This is a genomic window from Rhizobium sp. OAE497, assembly GCF_040546565.1.
In the GTDB taxonomy this organism is placed as follows: domain Bacteria; phylum Pseudomonadota; class Alphaproteobacteria; order Rhizobiales; family Rhizobiaceae; genus Rhizobium.
Genome location: NZ_JBEPOA010000001.1, coordinates 647,072 through 666,501, shown reverse-complemented (window position 1 = coordinate 666,501; position 19,430 = coordinate 647,072). Strand labels below are relative to the sequence as shown.

Below are 19,430 nucleotides of genomic sequence, written 5' to 3'. Positions count from 1 at the left end.
GGAGATCGGCGCTAGTTATCCCGATCGGCGGGCCGATGGAACGACATTTATTTGCTGAAAGCAACGCCATCCGCAGAAAATTTTTCCGTAAAAGCAACTTTAGAAATTTTCGGTCAAAAATAGGCCCAAATTTGCAAGATTGAGGCACATTCGCCCGCGATTCTGTCGCATTTGGTATAATTTCGCGTCTCTCGACGGCATTGAAAGCGGTTTCAAGAGGCTGTGATATATCAACAAGACGTGACCAGAAACGAGAAACCGCAGCTACCGGGAGTAGCTGCGGTTTCATGACGATTTTCGACTATTCCAATATTAGGCAGCCGGAGCGGGTATCGCAGGCTTGCGAAAAGCCTGGTCGCCGGTAAGGCCGAGCAGGAAGTTGATCTGCGGGCGGGCCTTCACGAGGTCGTCGATGGAATACTCGGTCAGCACGTCGAAGAAGGCGTTCAGCGCCTTGCGCAGTGCCGAGTTCAGACCGCAGCTATCGACCAGCGGGCACTCGACCGCGCCATCTTCAAAGCACTCGGCCATCGCGAAGCTGTCTTCGGTGACGCGCACGACATCGAACAGGCTGATATCGGTTGCCGGCTTGCCAAGGCGCACGCCGCCATTGCGGCCACGAACGGTTTCGACGAGACCCGCCTTGTTCAGCGGCTGCAGGATCTTGAAAAGGAAAAGCTCGGAAACACCATATGCCTTGGCGATTTCGGGGATCCGGCTCAGATGTCCTTCATTGGCAGCGCAATACATCAACATGCGAACCGCATAGTTGGTCTGCTTCGTCAATCGCATGCCGTTCTCCTGACTCGATAGGGGCTGAAGCCTATATAGTGGCTTTGATAGTTTTGAACAATTCCAAAATATGAAAATCGGAGTCACGTTTATGCGGCCCCTCGCCGCATAGCGTCAAACGAAAAACGGGCCCCGCCGGGAGCCCGTTTTCCTGATCTTATAAAGTGGATCGCTTACTTCATCGTCGGCATGACGAACTCGGCGCCATCCTTGATGCCCGACGGCCAGCGGCTGGTCACGGTCTTGGTGCGGGTCCAGAACTTGATCGAGTCGGTGCCGTGCTGGTTGAGATCGCCGAAGGACGAGGACTTCCAGCCGCCGAAGGAGTGGTAGGCGAGCGGAACCGGGATCGGAACGTTGACGCCAACCATGCCGATGTTGATGCGCGAGGCGAAGTCGCGGGCCGCATCGCCGTCACGGGTATAGATCGCGACGCCGTTGCCATATTCATGCTTCATCGGCAGTTCGAGGGCTTCCTCGTAGTTCTTTGCACGGACGACCGACAGGACCGGTCCGAAGATTTCGGTCTTATAGATGTCCATATCGGGCGTGACGTTATCGAACAGGCAGCCGCCGACGAAATAGCCGTCTTCATAGCCCTGGAGCTTGAAGTCTCGACCGTCGACGACGAGCTTTGCGCCTTCATCGACACCCTTGTTGATCAGGCCCATGATGCGCGCCTGGGCTTCCTTGGTGACAACCGGGCCCATGTCCGCCTTGTCGTCGGTGTAGGGACCGATGCGCAGCGACTCGACCATCGGGGTCAGCTTGGCGATCAGGCGGTTAGCGGTTTCCTCGCCGACCGGAACGGCAACCGAGATCGCCATGCAGCGCTCGCCGGCAGAGCCGTAGCCTGCGCCCATCAGCGCGTTGGCAGCCTGATCGAGATCGGCATCCGGCATGATGATCATGTGGTTCTTGGCGCCGCCGAAGCACTGGGCGCGCTTGCCGTTCTGGGCAGCGGTGCCATAGACGTAGCGGGCGATCGGCGTGGAGCCGACGAAGGAGACGGCCGAGATATCCGGATGCGTCAGGATCGCATCGACCGCGCCCTTGTCGCCGTTGACGACGTTCAGGATGCCGGCAGGCAGGCCTGCTTCGATCATCAGTTCGGCAAGACGGATCGGAACGGACGGATCGCGCTCAGATGGCTTCAGAATGAAGGCGTTGCCGCAGGCGATCGCCGGGGCGAACATCCACATCGGGATCATGGCCGGGAAGTTGAACGGGGTGATGCCGGCGCCGATGCCGACGGCCTGGCGGATCGAATACATGTCGATATTCGGACCTGCGCCTTCGGTGAATTCGCTCTTGGCGAGATGCGGAATGCCGATGACGAATTCACAGACTTCGAGGCCGCGAATGATATCGCCCTTGGAGTCTTCGATGGTCTTGCCATGTTCCTTGGAGAGCAGTTCGGCAAGCTCGTTCATGTTGTCATTGAGCAGCTGAACGAACTTCATGAACACGCGGGCGCGGCGCTGCGGGTTGGTGGCAGCCCACTTCGGCTGAGCAGCCTTGGCGCTCTGTACCGCTGCATCCATCTCGGCATCGCTGGCGAGCGCGACCGTTGCCTGAACTTCGCCGGTTGCCGGGTTATAGACGTTGCTGGTGCGGCCGCTGGTGCCTGCAACCTGCTTGCCGCCGATGAAATGTCCGATCTGACGCATGAGAAGTGCTCCTCCTATTTTTTTGGATGGCGAACAATCGCACTTCAATTTGCACAAATCAATGAGCTGAGATAAGCAACCGTTGTGCATAAATTATAGCGCGATGCGAAATACGGCCGAAGCGCCCGATGTTCGGGCAAGCGGGCAAACTCAAGATAAGGCGATCCATCAATGAGTGAAGAACGTGTCGTCAGAATGGCGGAAATCGAGATCGATATCAGGCATCTCGACGCCTACCACGCGCTGCTTGCCGAGGAGATTTCGGCATCGGTCGCCTTCGAAGACGGCGTGCTGTCGCTCAGTGCGGTGGCCGTCGTCGGTTCTCCGGAGAAGATCCGCATCCTCGAGGTCTATGCCAACCGGGAGGCCTATGAAGCGCATCTGCAGACGCCGCACTTCCTGAAATACAAGACCGGCACGGCCGGCATGGTCACATCGCTGACGCTTCTCGATGTCGAACCGATCATCATGTGCAGCAAGCCATGAACTGGGACGACGTTCGCATCTTCCTCGCCGTTGCCCGCACCGGGCAGATCCTTGCCGCCTCGAAGCGGCTGGGGCTGAACCATGCGACGCTGTCGCGTCGGCTGACCTCGCTGGAGGAAGCGCTGAAGACGCGCCTCTTCGTGCGCCGGACGAATGGCTGCGAGCTGACCGCCGAGGGCGAGGTGTTCCTGGCCTCCGCCGAACGGATGGAGACCGAGATGCTGGCCGCACAGGCCAATCTCGGCAGGACGGATACGGCAATCGCCGGGACGGTGCGCGTCGGCGCGCCCGATGGTTTCGGCGTCTCGTTCCTGGCGCCGCGCATGGGACGGCTGATCGAGCGCCATCCGGAACTGAAGATCCAGCTGGTGCCGGTGCCCCGCTCCTTCTCGCTGTCGCAGCGCGAGGCCGATATCGCTATTACTCTGGAACGGCCGGAACAGGGGCGGCTGGTTTCCGCCAAGCTCACCGATTACACGCTCGGCCTTTACGCCTCTCAGAGCTATGCCGACGCCAACGGCCTGCCTGCCGATGCCGAAGCGCTGAAGCAGCACCGGCGGATCGGCTATGTCGAAGACCTGCTGTTCTCGCAGTCGCTGAATTTTACCGGCGAAGTGATGCGCAACTGGGATGCCGCTTTCGAGATTTCATCGGCCACCGGGCAGACCGAGGCGGTGCTTTCCGGCGCCGGGATAGGCATCCTCCACGACTATATCGCCCGCCAGCACGACAAGCTGATCCGCATCCTGCCGGAAACCTCGATCCGGCGGGCTTACTGGACGACGTTCCACGAAAGCGCGCGCGAACTGGTGCGCGTGCGCACCGTTTCCGATTTCCTGCAGGAGCTCGTCGCCGCCGACAGGCACATCTTCCTATAGAAGGTGCTTCGGCGGCTCCTCGTTTTCGTCGGGATTGGGGTTCGGAGCCTCATCCGGAAGCCTGTCGGGCTCCGGCTCCTTGATCGGCGGCTCCGGCTTCCAGCCGGGTCCCGGCATCGGCGGCTGATCGGGGATAGGTTCGTTCGGTACGGACATATCCTGCTCCTTCCGTCTTGTTGGATTGTTCAGTTGTCCGGCTTCACGGCCTCGGCGGCGCGCATCGGCATGCTGTCGATGATTGCGAAGAGCTCGCCATTGCTGACGGGCTCACTGACCTTCAGCTTCACCGTGCCATCCTTGCCGATCAGCGCCGCATGGAAATCTCCGGCATCGGGTGTGTCGAGTTCGGTGCGCAGCGCCTCCGCCGCGATCGGTTCGGCGGAACCGAAGACCGGCTTGACGCCGTTGCCCGCGACTTTCAGGACGATCATGTCGCGCTCGTCGAGTGCCGGCCGGTCGGCCAGCAACTGGTTCTCCTGGCGCGCGGCGCGACTGTTATCCCTGTCGGAGAAAATCACGAAGACGCGGTTCTTCCACTGGAACTGCTCGAGGCTGGCGATTGCCGCATAGGCGACATTCGTCTCGTCCACCTTGGTCGCACCGTATAGAAGCGTCTTCGACATTCCCGTTCTCCTGTCCACGGATAGAACGGCTGGAGGGAACCGGGAGTTCCATGATTACCGGGAACGAGGTCCTGAAACGAAAAAAGCCGGTCAGATCGACCGGCTCTTTTGGTTCGCCCTGAAGGCAATTACATCGGGACGAAAGCAGAAACCGGAACCTGCAAGGCAGCGGCGATGCGCTTCAGCTTTGCCGGGTCGGCATGTTCCCCATTTTCAATTTCAGTAATTTCCGCAGCCACCAGGCCACAGGTTACCGCCAGATCATCAACACTGTACCCAACAGCTTCGCGGGCCTTCTTGACCTCAGCGGCGACATTGATGGCTGAAATGGCGGTGGCTTTGGATTGATCCAGATTCTTGAGAGAAATGGACATTAAAGTCTCCTTCTAAAAGCACTCAAGTAACCCCCGGCACAAAATGGCACTCCCGCTCACATTTTGCAACGCAATATAAGAGAAAGTTTACTTGTGCCGCAGCCGGTAGATAGGCGGGCGGCGCCACAGGGCAATAGCCGGGGGATTCGTCATGCGGATCGGGCGATCACGCACCATTCACTTCGATGTTTTGAGAGGAATGGTACGGTTGGGGGGTCTCGAACCTCCGACCTCAGGTGCCACAAACCTGCGCTCTAACCAACTGAGCTACAACCGCACAATGCCGCGCTCGGCGCGACGGGGGTCACATACGAGGACTTGAAAATTAATTCAAGCCCTATCTCCCCTCAATATACAAAAAGGCTGGACGAGGGGTCCAGCCTTTCTTTGATTTTCGATCAGCGGATCAGGCGACCTTGAAGGAGGCCATGACCTTTTCAGCGGCTTCCTTGGAAGGCTTTGCCAGCTTTTCGGCAACCTGCTTGGAGGTTTCCTGCATCGATTTTGCCTGCTCGACGGTCAACTCGGCCTGCTTGCGGACGAAAGCGGTCTGCAGCTCGACGAATTCGGCAATGGACTTGACGCCGAGGAGCGCTTCCATGTGCGACAGGGAATTTTCTGCGTTGGTGCGCAGGGCGTCGATCGCCTTGAGGCCGATCTCGACAGAACCGGCCTGCGCGCGTCTGAACGGTGGCTTCCAGGGTCTTGCCAGCTTCTTCGCCGGCAGACTTCATCTTGGAATAAGCATCACGGGACTGCTGTGCGCCCTTTTCAGCAAAATCGCGGAAGGATTCTGCGAACTTGGACGGATCGAATGCAGCCATTGAAAAAACGTCGTCGGTCTTTATGGTAGCCATGGATGCGAGCTCCTTGAGTCCGGGCGTTTGACGCCCCTTAGTTTGGATAGAGCTTATATAGACGATCTTATTGTGCATTGCAACATAATTGTGCGACGCACAACGCATTAACCTTTCCGCCCGAAAAGGCGGCCTCAAGCTGGACCCCTTTCCGGCGCATCGTTATTAATAGACCGTTAATTTAAATGAGGCCGAAGGCAACAAGGTTCCCCATGCCCGCTGTCCAGTACCCGTTCATCGATATTGCCGTGCATCAGCGGGTGCGGGAGCGCTTTTCGCGCGGGGAAGCCATGGTGCTGTTCTCCGCCGATCTGACCCGCCTGCTCTGGGCAAACGGCACCGGCGCCGAGCTTTTCGGCCACTCAGCCGTCTATGACCTGCTCGACCAGGGCGTCGGCAATGGCGACATCACCTTCCGCCAGCTGGAGACGACGGCTCGGCAGCTGACATCGACCGGCGACAGCCGCAATCTGATGATCCGCATCGTCAAGGGCTTTCAGCGCGTGCCCGTTCAGGCCGTGGTCGAGCGCATCGCGCTTTCGACCGGCGAGCGGGCCATCCTGTTTTCGGTTCCCGTTGCGGGCAAGGCCTTGCCGGCCAGCGCTTCGGCGGCGCAGATGATCCAGGGTCTCGACGATCCCGATACGCATATGGCGGTGATCGGCGCCGAGGGCGAAGTGATCGCCTCCTCGCCCGGCTATGCCTCTCTCGGAATCACCCAGCAGACCGCAAAGAGCCTGACTGGCCTTGCCGCCGCCCATCCGGACCGGCTGGTGAAGCGCCCTGTTGCCACCGGTAAGGGCTACCTGCCGGCCGCCGTCGGCAAGCTCAGCGACGAACCGGTCCTCAACCTGCTTTTCGCCGTCGAAACGGTGCTCGGCCACCTCGACCCGATCGATGTTGCAGTGCCGGAACCGGCCTTATCCACAGCCGCCGTTAACCATATCGAGCAGCCGAAATTCGACGAGGCGCTCAATGCGGTCGCCGGCATCGAGGATGTCGAAGAGGTTCTGGAGAGCGTCGCCGAGGCTGAGGAGCCTGTTGCCGAAGAGCCTGAAGTCGAAGAACTCGTTGCCGACGTAGAGGCCCGGGCGGATCTGGCGGAAGGCGCTGTCGAGGAAGAAGAGACGCTTCCCGAGGCTGCCGAGCTGGAAACAACTGCCGCCGAAGACGACGGCCCCATCGCGATCGAGCCGGAACCGAATGTCGTGCTGGATGCGGAGCCTCTGGACGCCCCTGCCGAGGATGTTGCGGAAGAAGAGCCGGTAAGCGCGGTTTCGGAGGAGCCCGAGCAAGAGAGCGTTGCCGCGGCCGAAGCGGCTCCGGTTGACCCCGTTGCTGCAGCGCCCTCCTCCGGCTTCAAGTTCCAGCCGAACAGCCGCGCCACGCGCTTTGTCTGGAAGATCGATTCGGCCGGCTGTTTCAGCGAAGTGTCGAACGAGTTTGCCGAGGCGGTCGGCCCGAATGCGGCGAATGTCATCGGCGTTGCCTTCAGCGATATTTCCGCCCTCTTCAATCTCGACCCCGAAGGCAAGATCGCCGAGGCGCTAGAGCGCCGCGACACCTGGTCGGGCAAGACCATCCATTGGCCGATCGAAGGCACCAGCCTCGTCGTGCCGGTCGATCTCGCGGCCCTGCCGACCTATACGCGCCAGCGCGAATTCGACGGCTTCCGCGGCTTCGGCGTCGTGCGCCTGTCGGATGCGGCGGAAGATCCGCTCGCCCTTGGCCTGACGCTCGGGCCTGATGGGATCGGCCGGGATGCTGCCAGCCTCGACCAGCCGATCGACGTGCCGGAAGAAGCGATTGCCGAAGTTGCCGAAGAGCCGGCGAATGTAGAAGCCGAAGCTCCCGCACCTGTCGAAATCCCGCTACCGCGCGAAGAGCCGCCGGTGCTGCGCATGGCGGAAACACCGAGCCGCCGCCTGACCGACAAAATCGTGCAGCTGCACAATGCCGGACCGGGGCTCAGCGCTGCCGAGCAGGCAAATTTCCGCGAGATCGCCAAGCGCCTCGAGGCTTTTGGCGTACGCGATACCGAAGATGAAGCCGGCGAACCGGTACAGCCGGAAACGCCGGCTGCTGCCAATGATGCGGCTCCGGTGGAGATCGAGACGGCTGCTCCTGCTGAGGAGATTTCAGACGCCGAAGACGTTGTGAGCTTCGAGGCTGCCAACGAAAACGATGATGTTTCTGCGGAAGCCGCAGAAGACGAGACCGTTGCCGACGATAGCGATGACGATGCCACCGAGGGGCTGCCGGAAACGTCGGTGAGCCCGCTCGACATGCTGAGCAGCGTCATCCCGCCCCGCGTCAAGATGACGGACGGGCTGTCGTCCGCCACCGTCGATCAGCTACCGGTCGCGGTGCTGATCCATGCCGGTGACGAGCTGATGCATGCCAATCCGGAATTCATGCGCCTGACCGGCTATGCCTCGCTCGAGGCGCTCGACGAGGTCGGCGGTCTCGATGCGCTGCTGCAGCGCCGGGAGCTGGAAGAAAATACCGGCCGTCCGGGCGTGATGATGCTTGTTACCGCCGATGACAGCCTGGTGCCGGTGACGGCACGGCTGCAGTCGGTTCGCTGGGAAGATGCGAGCGCGCTGATGCTGGCGCTGATGCCGGTCGAGGCCAAGGACGTGCCGCCTGCGAAGGTGGAAGAAGAGCCGCGCCAGGAAAACCGCTCCGACCGCATGGTCGAGAAGGTCGCCAAGCTGCAGGTCGAAGTCGAGGAACTGCGCTCGATCCTGGAGACGGCCACCGATGGCGTCGTCGTGATCGGCGCCGAGGGCGATATCCGCTCGATGAACCGCTCGGCAAGCGCGCTCTTCAACTACGACGAAGAGGAAACGCGCGGCAAACCCTTCGTCATGCTCTTCGCTCATGAAAGCCAGAAAGCGGTGCTCGACTATCTGAACGGTCTTTCGGGCCACGGCGTTGCCAGCGTGCTGAACGACGGGCGCGAAGTGATCGGCCGCGAGGCGTCCGGCGGTTTCGTGCCGCTGTTCATGACGATGGGCCGCCTCACCTCCTCCAGCGGCTATTGCGCCGTCATCCGCGACATTACCCAGTGGAAGCGGACGGAAGACGAGTTGCGCAGCGCCAAGGGCGCGGCCGAAACCGCCAATGCCCACAAGACCGATTTCCTGGCGCGTATCAGCCACGAAATCCGCACGCCGCTGAATGCCATCATCGGCTTCTCCGACATGATGGCGACCGAGCGTTTCGGACCGATCGGCCATCCGCGTTATATCGAATATGCAAATGACATCGGCCGCTCCGGGCGCCATGTGCTGGATATCGTCAACGACCTGCTCGACATCTCGAAGATCGAGGCGGGCGAGATGGATCTCGATTTCGCTTCGGTCGGCCTGAACGATGCTGTGTCAGAGGCCGTGGCGCTGGTGCAGCCGCAGGCGAACGGGCAGCGGGTGATCATCCGCACGGCGCTGTCGCAATCGGTGCCGAATGTCGTCGCCGACCTGCGCTCCGTCAAACAGATCGCGCTGAACATCCTGTCGAATGCGATCCGCTTCACGCCGTCGGGCGGCCAGATCGTCGTCTCGACTTCCTATGAGAGCAATGGCAGCGTCGTGCTTCGCGTCCGCGATACCGGCATCGGCATGACGCGTAGCGAGCTCGACCAGGCGATGAAGCCGTTCAGGCAAGTCTCGGCGCAATCGCGCCACCGCGGTGACGGCACCGGTCTCGGCCTGCCGCTGACCAAGGCGATGGTCGATGCCAACCGGGCGATCTTCGCGATCAACTCGGCGCCGAACGAAGGCACGCTTGTGGAGATTACCTTCCCGTCGCAGCGGGTTCTGGCCGGCTGAACGAAAAAAGGCAGCCTGGGGTTTAGGCTGCCTGGAGTTTGGTGCTGTTCAACAAGGGGCTCAGTCGCTCAACGTCATGTCACGGGAGCCAAGTGCTCCTAGCTGCCTATCATTCACAGCTCCAAGTGCCATCACCTTTGACGGACCTCCGTTAACGAATGGTTGCCGGAACCGGGAAGCTCTGAAGGATGGAAGCTTGTAGTTTCGGGCGCATTTTACGCGACTTTAAACGTTTAACTCGGCCAATCCTGCAAATAGCTCAAGCGCTTCGGGATTTGCGAGCGCCTCCTTGTTCTTAACGGGACGGCCGTGAACCACCTCGCGGACGGCGAGTTCGACGATCTTTCCCGACTTGGTACGCGGGATATCGGCGACGGCGATGATCTTTGCCGGAACGTGGCGAGGCGAGGCGCCGGTGCGGATGCGGTTCTTTATCACCTTCGCAAGATCCTCGCTGAGCGCGATCCCGGGCGCCAGGCGGACGAAGAGCACAACGCGGACGTCATCATCCCAGTCCTGGCCGATGCAGAGCGCCTCGGCGACCTCTTCCATCTGCTCCACCTGATTGTAGATCTCGGCAGTACCGATGCGCACGCCGCCCGGGTTCAATGTCGCATCGGAGCGGCCGTGGATGACGAGGCCGCCATGCTCCGTCCATTCGGCGAAATCGCCGTGGCACCAGATATTGTCGAAACGCTCGAAATAGGCGGCGCGATACTTGGCGCCATCGGCATCGTTCCAGAAACCGACGGGCATGGAGGGAAATGCCTTGGTGCAGACGAGCTCGCCTTTTTCCTGGCGCACCGGCTTCGCGTCATCGTTCCAGACATCGACGGCAAGGCCGAGACCGGCGCCCTGGATCTCGCCGCGCCAGACCGGCTGCAGCGGATTGCCGAGCACGAAGCAGGAGACGATATCGGTGCCGCCGGAAATCGAGGCTAGCTGGATGTCCTCCTTGATGCCTTCATAGACGAAGGTGAAGCCTTCGGGCGAGAGCGGCGATCCAGTCGAGGTCATCAGACGCAGGCTCGAAAGGTCATGGCTGCTGCGCGGCGTCAGGCCGCTCTTGCGGACGGCGTCGATATATTTGGCCGAGGTGCCGAAGACTGCGAATTTTTCGGCCTCGGCATAGTCGAAGAGCACGTTGCCATCGGGAGCGAAAGGCGAGCCGTCGAACAGGCAGAGCGTGGCGCCCGCGGCAAGGCCGCTCGCCAGCCAGTTCCACATCATCCAGCCGCAGGTGGTGAAGTAGAAAAGCTTGTCGCCCGGCTCGATGCCGCAATGCAGGCGGTGTTCCTTGAGGTGCTGCAGCAGCGTGCCGCCGGCCGAATGGACGATGCATTTCGGCACGCCGGTCGTGCCTGAGGAAAAGAGAATGTAGAGCGGGTGCGCGAAAGGCAGCTGGGCGAATTCGACCGGCTTTGCCTGATAGGGCGCGATCATCGCATCGAAAGTCCTGGCGTCCGTTACAGCGGCGGCCACGGCATCGGCATTGCCGGCATAGTGGACGATCATCGACGGCGCCTGCAAATTGGCGGCGACGGTGGCGACCTTGGCGGAGACATCCTGCAGCTTGCCGTTATACCAATAGGCATCGCAGGCGATGAAGAGCTTCGGGCTGATCTGGCCGAAGCGGTCGAGCACGCCCTGTTCGCCGAAATCAGGAGAACAGGAGGACCAGATCGCGCCGATCGAGGCCGCGGCCAGCATGCAGGCGATAGTCTCCGGCATGTTCGGCATCATCGCGGCGATACGATCGCCCTCGCCGATGCCGAGCGCCCGGTAGGCCTGCTGCAACTTCGAGACCGTTTCGTGCAGGCGGTTCCAGGACCAGCGATCCTGCACCTTGTCCTCGCCGCGGAAGATCAGCGCATCGCCCTCGCCGGTATTGCACAGCAGGTTCTCGGCGAAGTTCAGCCGGGCATCGGGGAAGAAGCGCGCCTTCAACATGAGATCGCCATCGGCCAGCACCCGCTCGCCGCGTTCGCCGCGCACGCCGCAGAAATCCCAGAGGGTGGACCAGAAATGCTCGCGCTCGGCGATCGACCAGGCATGCAGGCCGGCATAGTCTTGAAGTGACAGGCCGAACGCCTCGTTGCAGCGCTGCATGAAGGCATGCATCGGGCTCTTCTCGATGAACTCCCGCGACGGCGTCCAGAGCGGCACTGTGTCGTTCATTCCCATTTCCTCCCGTTTATTCGCTATATAACATGCTGCACTGCATTATAAAGTGTGCATGGCGCTCTGCGATCGGCCGTCCGAATTGCATATGGCGCGTATTTCATATATCCGGCAAGATCAGCGCCTAACGGGTAAGCGACTGAAAATACTGGCAGAGCTCATGAGTACGTCAAGACAACCGAAGTGGCGTAAAAAGATGGCCCCCGTTTCCCGCTGGCTTCCGGGTATTACACGTCTCGCAACCCTGCTCTTGCTTATTTCCGCCGTGATCTTTGTCGCCCTGCGCGTCGCCGCACCTTTCGTGGTTTCGACGGGCATGGTGCGCTCCGGCATCGAGGATGCGCTGTCGCGCTGGACGGGCTACAAGGCCGAGATCAAGGGCAGCCCGGAACTCGAATTCTGGCCGACGCCGCGCATCACGCTGCACCAGATCGCCATCCGCCAGCCGCCGAATGCCGGAAACAAGCTGCTCGGCACGATCGACAGCCTCTCGGCCGATTTCAGCCTGATCGAGGCGCTGCGCGGCCATGCCAGCTTCCATGAATTCCATCTGCTGCGGCCGAACCTCTCGCTAACGCGCGACCAGCAGGGCCTGATCGACTGGACCTATGCCGGCCAGCTCGCCAAGGCGATCGACGGCGCGCACCAGGATGGCAATGCGCAGGTGCTGGACCGCAAGCTCGATGCCGAGGTCGGCGCCATTACCGTCGAGGACGGGACGCTCAATGTTACCGATCTCGCGACATCCAAGACCTATCACTTCGAGGGTGTGACGGCCGATATCAACTGGCCGCGGCTTTCGAGCGGCATGTCGGCCGTGCTGATTGCCCGGACTGCCGGTCAGGATCTGAAGCTCGACTTCTCCTCGCGCAATCCGCTGCTGGTCTTCGGCGGCAAGACCACCGAGCTGAAGGCATCGCTTGCCTCGAACCTCGTCACCGCCTCTTTCTCGGGGCTCGGCAGCATCACCAACTTGACCGGTCTCTCCGGCAATATCAGCGCCACGATCGGCGACATGCCGGCCCTGCTTGCATGGTCGGGGAAGTCGATCCCGGGGATCGAGAGCCTCAAGTCGTTCTCGATCAGTAGCGACGTGCTCTCGGCCGCCAATGGCCTGCGCTTCAACAATGTGACACTCGGGCTGAACGGCGCGACGGCAACCGGCGTGATGGACATTTCCAGCGTGCGCAACAACCGGGCGAAGCTCGGCGGGACGCTCGCTTTCGACACCATGAACCTGAAGCCGTTCTTCGACGCCTTCGCGCTGCGCCTTGCGGCCGGTGAAGAAACGGCAACGCCGGACGGTGGGCCGTTGCAGCGTCTCGATCTCGATCTGCGCTTCTCCGCCAAGGAGATGCAGCTTGCGCCCTTCAACCTGTCGGATGTCGGGGCCAGCGTCATCGTTTCCAGCAACGAAGCCAAGTTCGATATCGGCGACAGCCAGTTCGAGGGCGGCACGATGCTGGCGCATCTGGAAGCAACGCGCGGCGATTTCGATGGTGGCGGCAAGCTGCAGATGTCGATCCGCGGTGCGGATTTCGGTGCTCTGGTCGAACGGCTGCAGCTCAAAGGGCCCTTGCCGCTGACGACCGGGTCACTCGACTTGAACCTGAAGACGACAAAGCCGCTTTGGACGGCTGGACTCGGCGACGTGACCGGTCAGCTCACCTTCCATGCGGGAACCGGCTCGATCGCCAATCTCGATGTCGAAGCGATCCGCAATCAGTCGGCGCAGCAGAAGTTCTTCCCGCTGAGTGCCGCGGGCGATCATTCGTTCCCGTTCACCGAGGCGCAGCTGACGGCGAATTTCTCGGCTGGTTCGGCAGAGCTTGAAGGCGTCAGCATCAAGGGCGCGGTGGAGACGCTGACGCTCTCCGGCATCATCCCCTACGAATCCAACGGGCTGGCGCTTTCCGGCTCGCTGCAGGCGACCGACGATACACGGGCGGCCGAGCTACCGCTTCTACCCTTCTTCATCGGCGGTTCCTGGCCCAATCCGGTGATATCGCCGGTGCCGGTGCTGACGCAGCCGGCACCCAGCGCTCAGTAATCAGGGCGCGTTGGCGGCAGCGCGTTCATCGCGTTCGCGCTGGACTTCACGGCGCTTGGTGATCACCGATGCCGCGATGACGCCGACGGCAACGACGGCGATCAGGATGGTGCAGACCGCATTGATCTCCGGCGTCACGCCCAATCGCACCTGGCTGTAGATCCTCATCGGCAGCGTCGTCGCGCCCGGGCCGGAGGTGAAGCTCGCAATAACCAGATCGTCCAGCGACAGAGTGAAGGCGAGGATCCAGCCGGAGAATACGGCCGGCGCGATGATCGGCAGCGTCACCTCGAAGAAGGTGCGCACCGGCGGGGCGCCGAGATCCTGCGCGGCCTCCTCGATCGACTGGTCGAAGCTCATCAGACGCGACTGCACGACGACGGCGACGAAGCACATGGTCAGCGTCGTATGCGCCAGCGTAATCGTCCAGAAGCCGCGGTCGAGGCCGATCGCCACGAAGAGCAGCAGCAGCGACAGGCCGGTGATGACTTCGGGCATGACGAGCGGTGCATAGACCATGCCTGAAAACAGCATGCGGCCGCGGAAGCGCGTGTGGCGCACCAGCGTGATTGCCGCCAGCGTACCGAGGATGGTCGCCGCCGTTGCCGACAGGACGCCGACGCGGACCGTGACCCAGGCCGCATCCAGCAGGGCGTCATTGTGCATCAACGACACGTACCACTTGGTCGAGAAGCCGCCCCAGACGGTGACGAGTTTCGACTCGTTGAAGGAGAAGATCACCAGGAGCACGATCGGCAGATAGAGAAAGGCGAAGCCGAGCGTGACCGAGATGATGTTGAAGCGTGTCCAGCGTAGCATCTCTTATCTCCCCTGCTCGTCGGCTTTGGCCTGGGCATTCTGGAAGAACACGATCGGCACCACGAGGATCAAGAGGAGGATGGTCGCCACGGCCGAAGACACCGGCCAGTCGCGGTTTGAATTGAACTCGTTCCACAGCGTCTTGCCAATCATCAGCGTCTGCGACCCGCCGAGCAGGTCGGGGATGACGAATTCGCCGACGGCGGGGATGAAGACCAGCATGCAGCCGGCGACGACGCCGGGCAGCGACAGCGGGAACGTCACCCGCCAGAAGGCGCGGATCGGCGTGCAGCCGAGATCCTGCGCCGCCTCGATCAGCGTGCCGTCCATCTTCTCGAGCGAGGAATAGAGCGGCAGCACCATGAACGGCAGGTAGGAATAGACGATGCCGATATAGACCGCGACATTGGTGTTCAGGATGATCAGCGGCGTATCGATGATGCCGGTTCCGATCAGCAGCTGGTTCAGCAGTCCTTCCGGCTTGAGGATCGCGATCCAGGCATAGACGCGGATCAGGAAGCTCGTCCAGAACGGCAGGATGACCAGCATCAGCAGCGTCGGGCGGATGCTGCGCGGCGCCTGCGCCATGCCGTAGGCGATCGGATAGGCGATCAGCAGCGTCAGGAAGGTGGAGACACCGGCGATGACGAGGCTTGAGATATAGGCGTTGAAATAGAGCGGGTCGTCGATCAGGTAGCTGTAATTGTCGAAGGAGAAGGTCGAAATCTTCTCCATGAAACCGGCCCAGCCATCGCTGAACGAGAAGGCCGGCTCATAGGGCGGCATGGCGATCGCGGTCGTCGACAGCGAGATGCGGAAGACGATGAAGAACGGCGCCAGGAAGAAGATCAGCAGCCAGGCATAGGGAACGATAATGACCAGGCGGCTGTAGATGGCTGAACCGAGCTTGCCCATGGTCAATCCTTCAAGAGCACGCCGGCATCTTCGGCGAAGGTGACCCAGACTTCCTGGTCGTAGGTGAAGGGATCGTCGACGGCGCGCTGGGCATTGAGCAGCGAGGCCTTGACCACCTGGCCGCTCTTCAGCTTGACGTGGAAGACGGTCATGTCGCCGAGATAGGCGATGTCCCAGAGCTCGCCCGAGGAGGCGTTGACATTGGGATTGGCCGGTGGCTGGCGGGTGACCTTCAGCTTTTCCGGGCGGATCGCGAAACCGGCAGTGCTGCCCTTGGCGGGCATGTCTGATGTCGCGACCTTGACGCTGAAGCCGGCATCGATGGCGAGCTCGACACTCGTGCCATCGGCGGAGACCACCTTGCCGTCGAAGATGTTCACGTCACCGATGAAGTCGGCGACGAAGCGGCAGTTCGGCGCTTCGTAGATTTCGGCAGGCGTTGCGACCTGCACAACCTTGCCATGGCTCATAACGGCGATGCGGTCTGCCATCGTCATCGCCTCTTCCTGGTCGTGGGTGACGACGACGAAGGTCAGGCCGAGATTCTGCTGCAAGTCCATCAGTTCGAACTGGGTTTCCTCGCGCAGCTTCTTGTCGAGCGCACCGAGCGGCTCGTCGAGCAGCAGCACCTTCGGGCGCTTGGCAAGCGAGCGGGCGAGTGCGACGCGCTGGCGCTGGCCGCCGGAAAGCTGGTTGGGCTTGCGCGAGGCGAACTGCTCGAGCTTGACCATCTTCAGCATCTGCGACACGCGCTCGGCGATCTCGTCCTTACCCATGCCATCCTGGCGCAGGCCGAAGGCGATGTTCTTCTCGACCGTCATGTGCGGGAAGAGCGCGTAGCTCTGGAACATCATGTTGACCGGCCGCTTGTACGGCGGCGTGCCGGCCATGTCGGTGCCGTCGAGGATGACCTCGCCCGCGGTCGGCTGTTCGAAGCCCGCCAGCATGCGCAGCAGTGTGGACTTGCCGCAGCCGGATGCGCCGAGGAGAGCGAAGAACTCGCGATGGTAGATATTCAGACTGAGATCGTTGACGGCGGTGAAATCGCCGAAGCGCTTCGTGACGTTCTTGAATGAGATAAAAGGCTTGGAGGCAGGATCGGCCCAGGGCGCGAAGGAGCGGCGAATATTGCCAAGAGACTTCATGGTTTTCCCCGAAATTATGAATTTGAAACCGGCGCTCCCCCGACGGCCGGCACGTCAATAAAAGGCCCGGGCGTTGCCGTCCGGGCCGAAGTCTCGATTACTGGCCGGTGACGACCTTTGTCCAGATTCGTGTCACGAGGCGCTGCGTTTTCGGATCGAGCGGCGGCACCGTGAAGAGCTTGGCCATAACCTCGGGCGTCGGATAGATCGCCGTATCGCCGATGACTTCCTTGTCCAGGAACTCCTGCGAGGCCTTGTTGCCGTTGGCATAGAAGACGAAGTTCGATGCCTTGGCGGCGACTTCGGGCTTCATCATGTAATTGATGAATTCATGCGCTTCCTCGACATGCGGAGCATCCTTCGGGATACCGAAGACGTCGAAGAAGATCTGCGCGCCCTGGCTCGGAACCGAGTAGTCGATCGTCACGCCGGCCTTGGCTTCGGCAGCGCGGTCGCGGGCCTGGAACATGTCGCCGGAATAGCCGAGCGCGATGCAGATATCGCCGTTGGCGAGCGCGCTGATATATTCGGACGAGTGGAACTTGCGCACGAAGGGACGAACCTTGAGCAGGACTTCCTGCGCCTTGTCGAGATCGGCCTGCTTCTTGCTGTTCGGGTCGAGGCCGAGATAGGCGAGAACCGACGGGATGACGTCGGTCGGCGAATCCAGCATGTAGATGCCGCAATCCTTGAGCTTCTCAGCCTTCGCCGGATCGAAGAGCGCATCCCAGTTCGGCTTCTCGTCGGTGCCGAGCGCGGCCTTCACCTTGTCGACGTTATAGCCGATGCCGGTGGTGCCCCACATGTAGTCGACGCTGTATTCATTGCCGGGGTCGAAGGTTGCGACGCCCTTCATGACGACGTCCCACATGTTCTTCAGGTTCGGCAGCTTCGACTTGTCGAGCTTCTGATAGACGCCGGCAGCGATCTGGCGCTGCATGAAGGAAACGGTCGGAACAACGACGTCATAGCCGGTGCCGCCCGCGAGCAGCTTGGTCTCCAGCGTCTCGTTGGAATCGAAGGTGTCGTAGACGACCTTGATGCCGGTTTCCTTGGTGAAGTCCTCAAGGATCGAGCTGTCGATATAATCGGACCAGTTGTAGACATTGACGACGCGTTCCTGGGCGTAGGACGGCGCGGCGGCAAGAATGGCCACGGCAACAGTTGCCGCGAGCTTTGCAATGACTGACCTCATAATCTCTCCTGTGGCTTATAATTATTAGGTATCACGCCCCCGGACACCCATTCCCTCTGGATTTTTAGCTAGACTAAGAAGGATTTTGAGAGCCGACAAGCGCAAAATCCTGCGCTCTCAATGATTTCAACTATCACTGAAAATCAAAGGCGCTGAGACCGGCCACCATCTCGTCTAGCCCAAGCGGGCGAGTGACCGGCGGCTCGGCACGGGCAAGACAGCCCTTTCGCTCACAAAGGCGGCAGGCCGGGCCAATTGCAACTGCATGTGGCGAAGATGACGCCGCCTGAGCGTAGACGGTCGCATCCCTGAACTGGGAGTCACAGGCAATGAGCAGCGCGGTGCGCCTGACCCTCTCGCCGAAGGGGGCTGCCGGGCCTTCCAGCGTTCGTGCGATCGTCAGAAAGGCGCTGCCATCCGGCGTCTCGACGGTTTCCGCCAGGATCTGGCCGGGTTGCAGGAAGGCGGCGTGAATATTGAGCTTGGGACAGCCGCCGCCGAATCGAGCCTGCGGGAAGCCCGACGCCCCTGCCCGGCGCAGACGGTTTCCTGCCGCATCGATCTCCATCAAGAAGAATGGCACGGCGCTGTTCGACGGCCGCTGCAGCATCGTGAGCCGAGCCGCCGCCTGGCCGAAGGAACAGCCGAAGCGGCTACGCAGCAGATCGATGTCGTAGCGCACGGCTTTTGCCGCCGTCAGGAAGGCCTCGTAAGGCATCATCAGCGCCAGTGCGGCAGCGCGGGCGAGCTCGAAGCGGGCGATGCGCTGGGCTTCCGGCGTCGACAGAGCGAGCCCTTCCAGCTCCTTGCCGATCGCCGCCTTCAGGGCGAGCGTTGCGGCCTCGATGGCGATCTCCTGCAGCTGGTCCTGCGGCGACAGGCGCTCGGAGAGGAAGAGCCGCATGGAGTGGCGATCGAAGCGGCGGCGCAGATCCGGCATGACATGGACAGGCAGGACGCGCACGGTAATGCCGCGCTCCTTCTGCAGCCAATCCCTCAGCACCTGTTGCAGATCGCCCGAGGGAAGCGTCATGAAGAACTGTTCGGCGGCATCCTCGATGACGGCGAAATAGGCCGGGCGCCGCTCCAGCGCGTCGCGCACCTCGTCGGCCGGAAGGCGCGCTCCGGCAGCGGGGACCTGCGCCCCGTCAGCCATCAGCGCACTGAGATCCGAAAGCCGGGCAGCCTGTTCGCGGTAGGCGCGGTAGAGCTTCACCATGCCGCTCGCCGCATTGGGCGCAGCGTCCGATATCTCCACCAGCTCCTGATCGCCGGGAAGCTCGCCCGACAGCAGCGGGTCGGCGAAGACTTCGCGCAGTTCGGCGAGGTTATTGCCCTGCTCGCTCTGGAGCTCATCGAGATCAACCTTGTAGACCGAGGCAAGCTTCAACAGCAGCTGAACGGTGAGCGGCCGTTGGTTGCGTTCGATCAGGTTCAGATAGGACGGCGAGATGCCGAGGGCTTCGGCCATCGCCGTCTGCGTGACGCCGAGGCCATTGCGGATGCGCCTGACTTTCGGTCCGGCAAAGATCTTCCGTTCCATACCGATGCCTTTTACAAAATTTTACAAATTGACAAAGCCAGCTTGTAAATCTTGCGCCAATATAACCTC

The 19,430-nt window shown here is 61.4% G+C and carries 15 protein-coding genes, 1 tRNA gene and 1 pseudogene; 4 read left to right on the top strand and 13 right to left on the bottom strand.

The window, feature by feature from the left end; all coding sequences use genetic code 11:
• Window positions 1-312: 312 nt before the first annotated feature.
• Window positions 313-792, bottom strand: coding sequence for an iron-responsive transcriptional regulator RirA (gene rirA / locus ABIE40_RS03340; RefSeq protein WP_112713166.1), 480 nt, complete (start codon window positions 790-792; stop codon window positions 313-315).
• A 173-nt stretch (window positions 793-965) separates the two neighbouring features.
• Window positions 966-2,462 (bottom strand): CoA-acylating methylmalonate-semialdehyde dehydrogenase, encoded by a 1,497-nt coding sequence (locus ABIE40_RS03335; protein WP_112713168.1) that lies wholly within the window; start codon window positions 2,460-2,462, stop codon window positions 966-968.
• Between the two features lie 171 nt (window positions 2,463-2,633).
• On the opposite strand from ABIE40_RS03335, the gene ABIE40_RS03330 reads away from it, so the two are divergent.
• Together ABIE40_RS03330 and ABIE40_RS03325 are read left to right on the top strand one after the other, a co-directional pair.
• Window positions 2,634-2,948 (top strand): putative quinol monooxygenase, encoded by a 315-nt coding sequence (locus ABIE40_RS03330; protein WP_199626211.1) that lies wholly within the window; start codon window positions 2,634-2,636, stop codon window positions 2,946-2,948.
• Complete coding sequence (locus ABIE40_RS03325; RefSeq protein WP_112713172.1) at window positions 2,945-3,826, top strand: LysR family transcriptional regulator; 882 nt, start codon at window positions 2,945-2,947, stop codon at window positions 3,824-3,826. Before ABIE40_RS03330 ends, ABIE40_RS03325 begins: the two co-directional genes overlap by 4 nt.
• On the opposite strand, the gene ABIE40_RS03320 is transcribed toward ABIE40_RS03325, so the two are convergent.
• The 5 genes and pseudogenes from ABIE40_RS03320 to ABIE40_RS03300 form a co-directional block, all read right to left on the bottom strand.
• The gene (locus ABIE40_RS03320) at window positions 3,821-3,982 is read right to left on the bottom strand and encodes a hypothetical protein (RefSeq protein ID WP_165402627.1); all 162 of its coding nucleotides are present in this window, start codon (window positions 3,980-3,982) and stop codon (window positions 3,821-3,823) included. The genes ABIE40_RS03325 and ABIE40_RS03320 overlap by 6 nt on opposite strands.
• A gap of 29 nt (window positions 3,983-4,011) precedes the next feature.
• Window positions 4,012-4,449, bottom strand: a complete 438-nt coding sequence (locus tag ABIE40_RS03315; protein WP_199626210.1) for a DUF4174 domain-containing protein — start codon at window positions 4,447-4,449, stop codon at window positions 4,012-4,014.
• Between the two features lie 128 nt (window positions 4,450-4,577).
• Complete coding sequence (locus ABIE40_RS03310) at window positions 4,578-4,823, bottom strand: helix-turn-helix domain-containing protein (protein ID WP_112713176.1); 246 nt, start codon at window positions 4,821-4,823, stop codon at window positions 4,578-4,580.
• 200 nt (window positions 4,824-5,023) lie between these two features.
• A tRNA-His gene (locus ABIE40_RS03305) sits at window positions 5,024-5,100 on the bottom strand.
• Window positions 5,101-5,229: 129 nt separating this feature from the next.
• A pseudogene (locus ABIE40_RS03300) lies at window positions 5,230-5,680 on the bottom strand (phasin).
• Between the two features lie 212 nt (window positions 5,681-5,892).
• Here ABIE40_RS03300 and ABIE40_RS03295 point away from each other — a divergent pair.
• Window positions 5,893-9,513, top strand: a complete 3,621-nt coding sequence (locus ABIE40_RS03295) for an ATP-binding protein (protein WP_199626209.1) — start codon at window positions 5,893-5,895, stop codon at window positions 9,511-9,513.
• A gap of 225 nt (window positions 9,514-9,738) precedes the next feature.
• On the opposite strand, the gene ABIE40_RS03290 is transcribed toward ABIE40_RS03295, so the two are convergent.
• Entirely contained in the window at window positions 9,739-11,691 is a 1,953-nt protein-coding gene (locus ABIE40_RS03290; RefSeq protein ID WP_199626208.1) for an acetoacetate--CoA ligase, read from the bottom strand.
• A 163-nt stretch (window positions 11,692-11,854) separates the two neighbouring features.
• Between ABIE40_RS03290 and ABIE40_RS03285 the strand changes: the two genes are divergently transcribed.
• The gene (locus tag ABIE40_RS03285; protein ID WP_199626207.1) at window positions 11,855-13,744 is read left to right on the top strand and encodes an AsmA family protein; all 1,890 of its coding nucleotides are present in this window, start codon (window positions 11,855-11,857) and stop codon (window positions 13,742-13,744) included.
• On the opposite strand, the gene ABIE40_RS03280 is transcribed toward ABIE40_RS03285, so the two are convergent.
• The 5 genes from ABIE40_RS03280 to ABIE40_RS03260 all read right to left on the bottom strand — a co-directional run bounded on the left by ABIE40_RS03280 (window position 13,745) and on the right by ABIE40_RS03260 (window position 19,361).
• Window positions 13,745-14,563, bottom strand: a complete 819-nt coding sequence (locus ABIE40_RS03280; RefSeq protein WP_112713186.1) for an ABC transporter permease — start codon at window positions 14,561-14,563, stop codon at window positions 13,745-13,747.
• 3 nt (window positions 14,564-14,566) lie between these two features.
• On the bottom strand, window positions 14,567-15,478 hold the full coding sequence (locus ABIE40_RS03275) for an ABC transporter permease subunit (RefSeq protein WP_112713188.1): 912 nt from the start codon (window positions 15,476-15,478) through the stop codon (window positions 14,567-14,569).
• Between the two features lie 2 nt (window positions 15,479-15,480).
• Window positions 15,481-16,623 carry an ABC transporter ATP-binding protein gene (locus ABIE40_RS03270; RefSeq protein ID WP_199626206.1) on the bottom strand — a complete coding sequence of 381 codons (1,143 nt, stop codon included), beginning with the start codon at window positions 16,621-16,623 and terminating at the stop codon, window positions 15,481-15,483.
• A gap of 97 nt (window positions 16,624-16,720) precedes the next feature.
• On the bottom strand, window positions 16,721-17,818 hold the full coding sequence (locus tag ABIE40_RS03265) for a polyamine ABC transporter substrate-binding protein (RefSeq protein ID WP_112713192.1): 1,098 nt from the start codon (window positions 17,816-17,818) through the stop codon (window positions 16,721-16,723).
• Between the two features lie 133 nt (window positions 17,819-17,951).
• On the bottom strand, window positions 17,952-19,361 hold the full coding sequence (locus ABIE40_RS03260) for a helix-turn-helix domain-containing protein (RefSeq protein WP_199626205.1): 1,410 nt from the start codon (window positions 19,359-19,361) through the stop codon (window positions 17,952-17,954).
• Between the last annotated feature and the right edge of the window lie 69 nt (window positions 19,362-19,430).

Coding starts and splice junctions, on each gene's coding strand:
- ABIE40_RS03310 (WP_112713176.1), bottom strand. CDS start 4,823: ATGTCCATTTCTCTCAAGAATCTGGATCAATCCAAAGCCACCGCCATT.
- ABIE40_RS03325 (WP_112713172.1), top strand. CDS start 2,945: ATGAACTGGGACGACGTTCGCATCTTCCTCGCCGTTGCCCGCACCGGG.
- ABIE40_RS03270 (WP_199626206.1), bottom strand. CDS start 16,623: ATGAAGTCTCTTGGCAATATTCGCCGCTCCTTCGCGCCCTGGGCCGAT.
- ABIE40_RS03290 (WP_199626208.1), bottom strand. CDS start 11,691: ATGAACGACACAGTGCCGCTCTGGACGCCGTCGCGGGAGTTCATCGAG.
- ABIE40_RS03260 (WP_199626205.1), bottom strand. CDS start 19,361: ATGGAACGGAAGATCTTTGCCGGACCGAAAGTCAGGCGCATCCGCAAT.
- ABIE40_RS03330 (WP_199626211.1), top strand. CDS start 2,634: ATGAGTGAAGAACGTGTCGTCAGAATGGCGGAAATCGAGATCGATATC.
- ABIE40_RS03320 (WP_165402627.1), bottom strand. CDS start 3,982: ATGTCCGTACCGAACGAACCTATCCCCGATCAGCCGCCGATGCCGGGA.
- ABIE40_RS03280 (WP_112713186.1), bottom strand. CDS start 14,563: ATGCTACGCTGGACACGCTTCAACATCATCTCGGTCACGCTCGGCTTC.
- ABIE40_RS03265 (WP_112713192.1), bottom strand. CDS start 17,818: ATGAGGTCAGTCATTGCAAAGCTCGCGGCAACTGTTGCCGTGGCCATT.
- ABIE40_RS03285 (WP_199626207.1), top strand. CDS start 11,855: ATGAGTACGTCAAGACAACCGAAGTGGCGTAAAAAGATGGCCCCCGTT.
- ABIE40_RS03335 (WP_112713168.1), bottom strand. CDS start 2,462: ATGCGTCAGATCGGACATTTCATCGGCGGCAAGCAGGTTGCAGGCACC.
- ABIE40_RS03275 (WP_112713188.1), bottom strand. CDS start 15,478: ATGGGCAAGCTCGGTTCAGCCATCTACAGCCGCCTGGTCATTATCGTT.
- ABIE40_RS03295 (WP_199626209.1), top strand. CDS start 5,893: ATGCCCGCTGTCCAGTACCCGTTCATCGATATTGCCGTGCATCAGCGG.
- rirA (WP_112713166.1), bottom strand. CDS start 792: ATGCGATTGACGAAGCAGACCAACTATGCGGTTCGCATGTTGATGTAT.
- ABIE40_RS03315 (WP_199626210.1), bottom strand. CDS start 4,449: ATGTCGAAGACGCTTCTATACGGTGCGACCAAGGTGGACGAGACGAAT.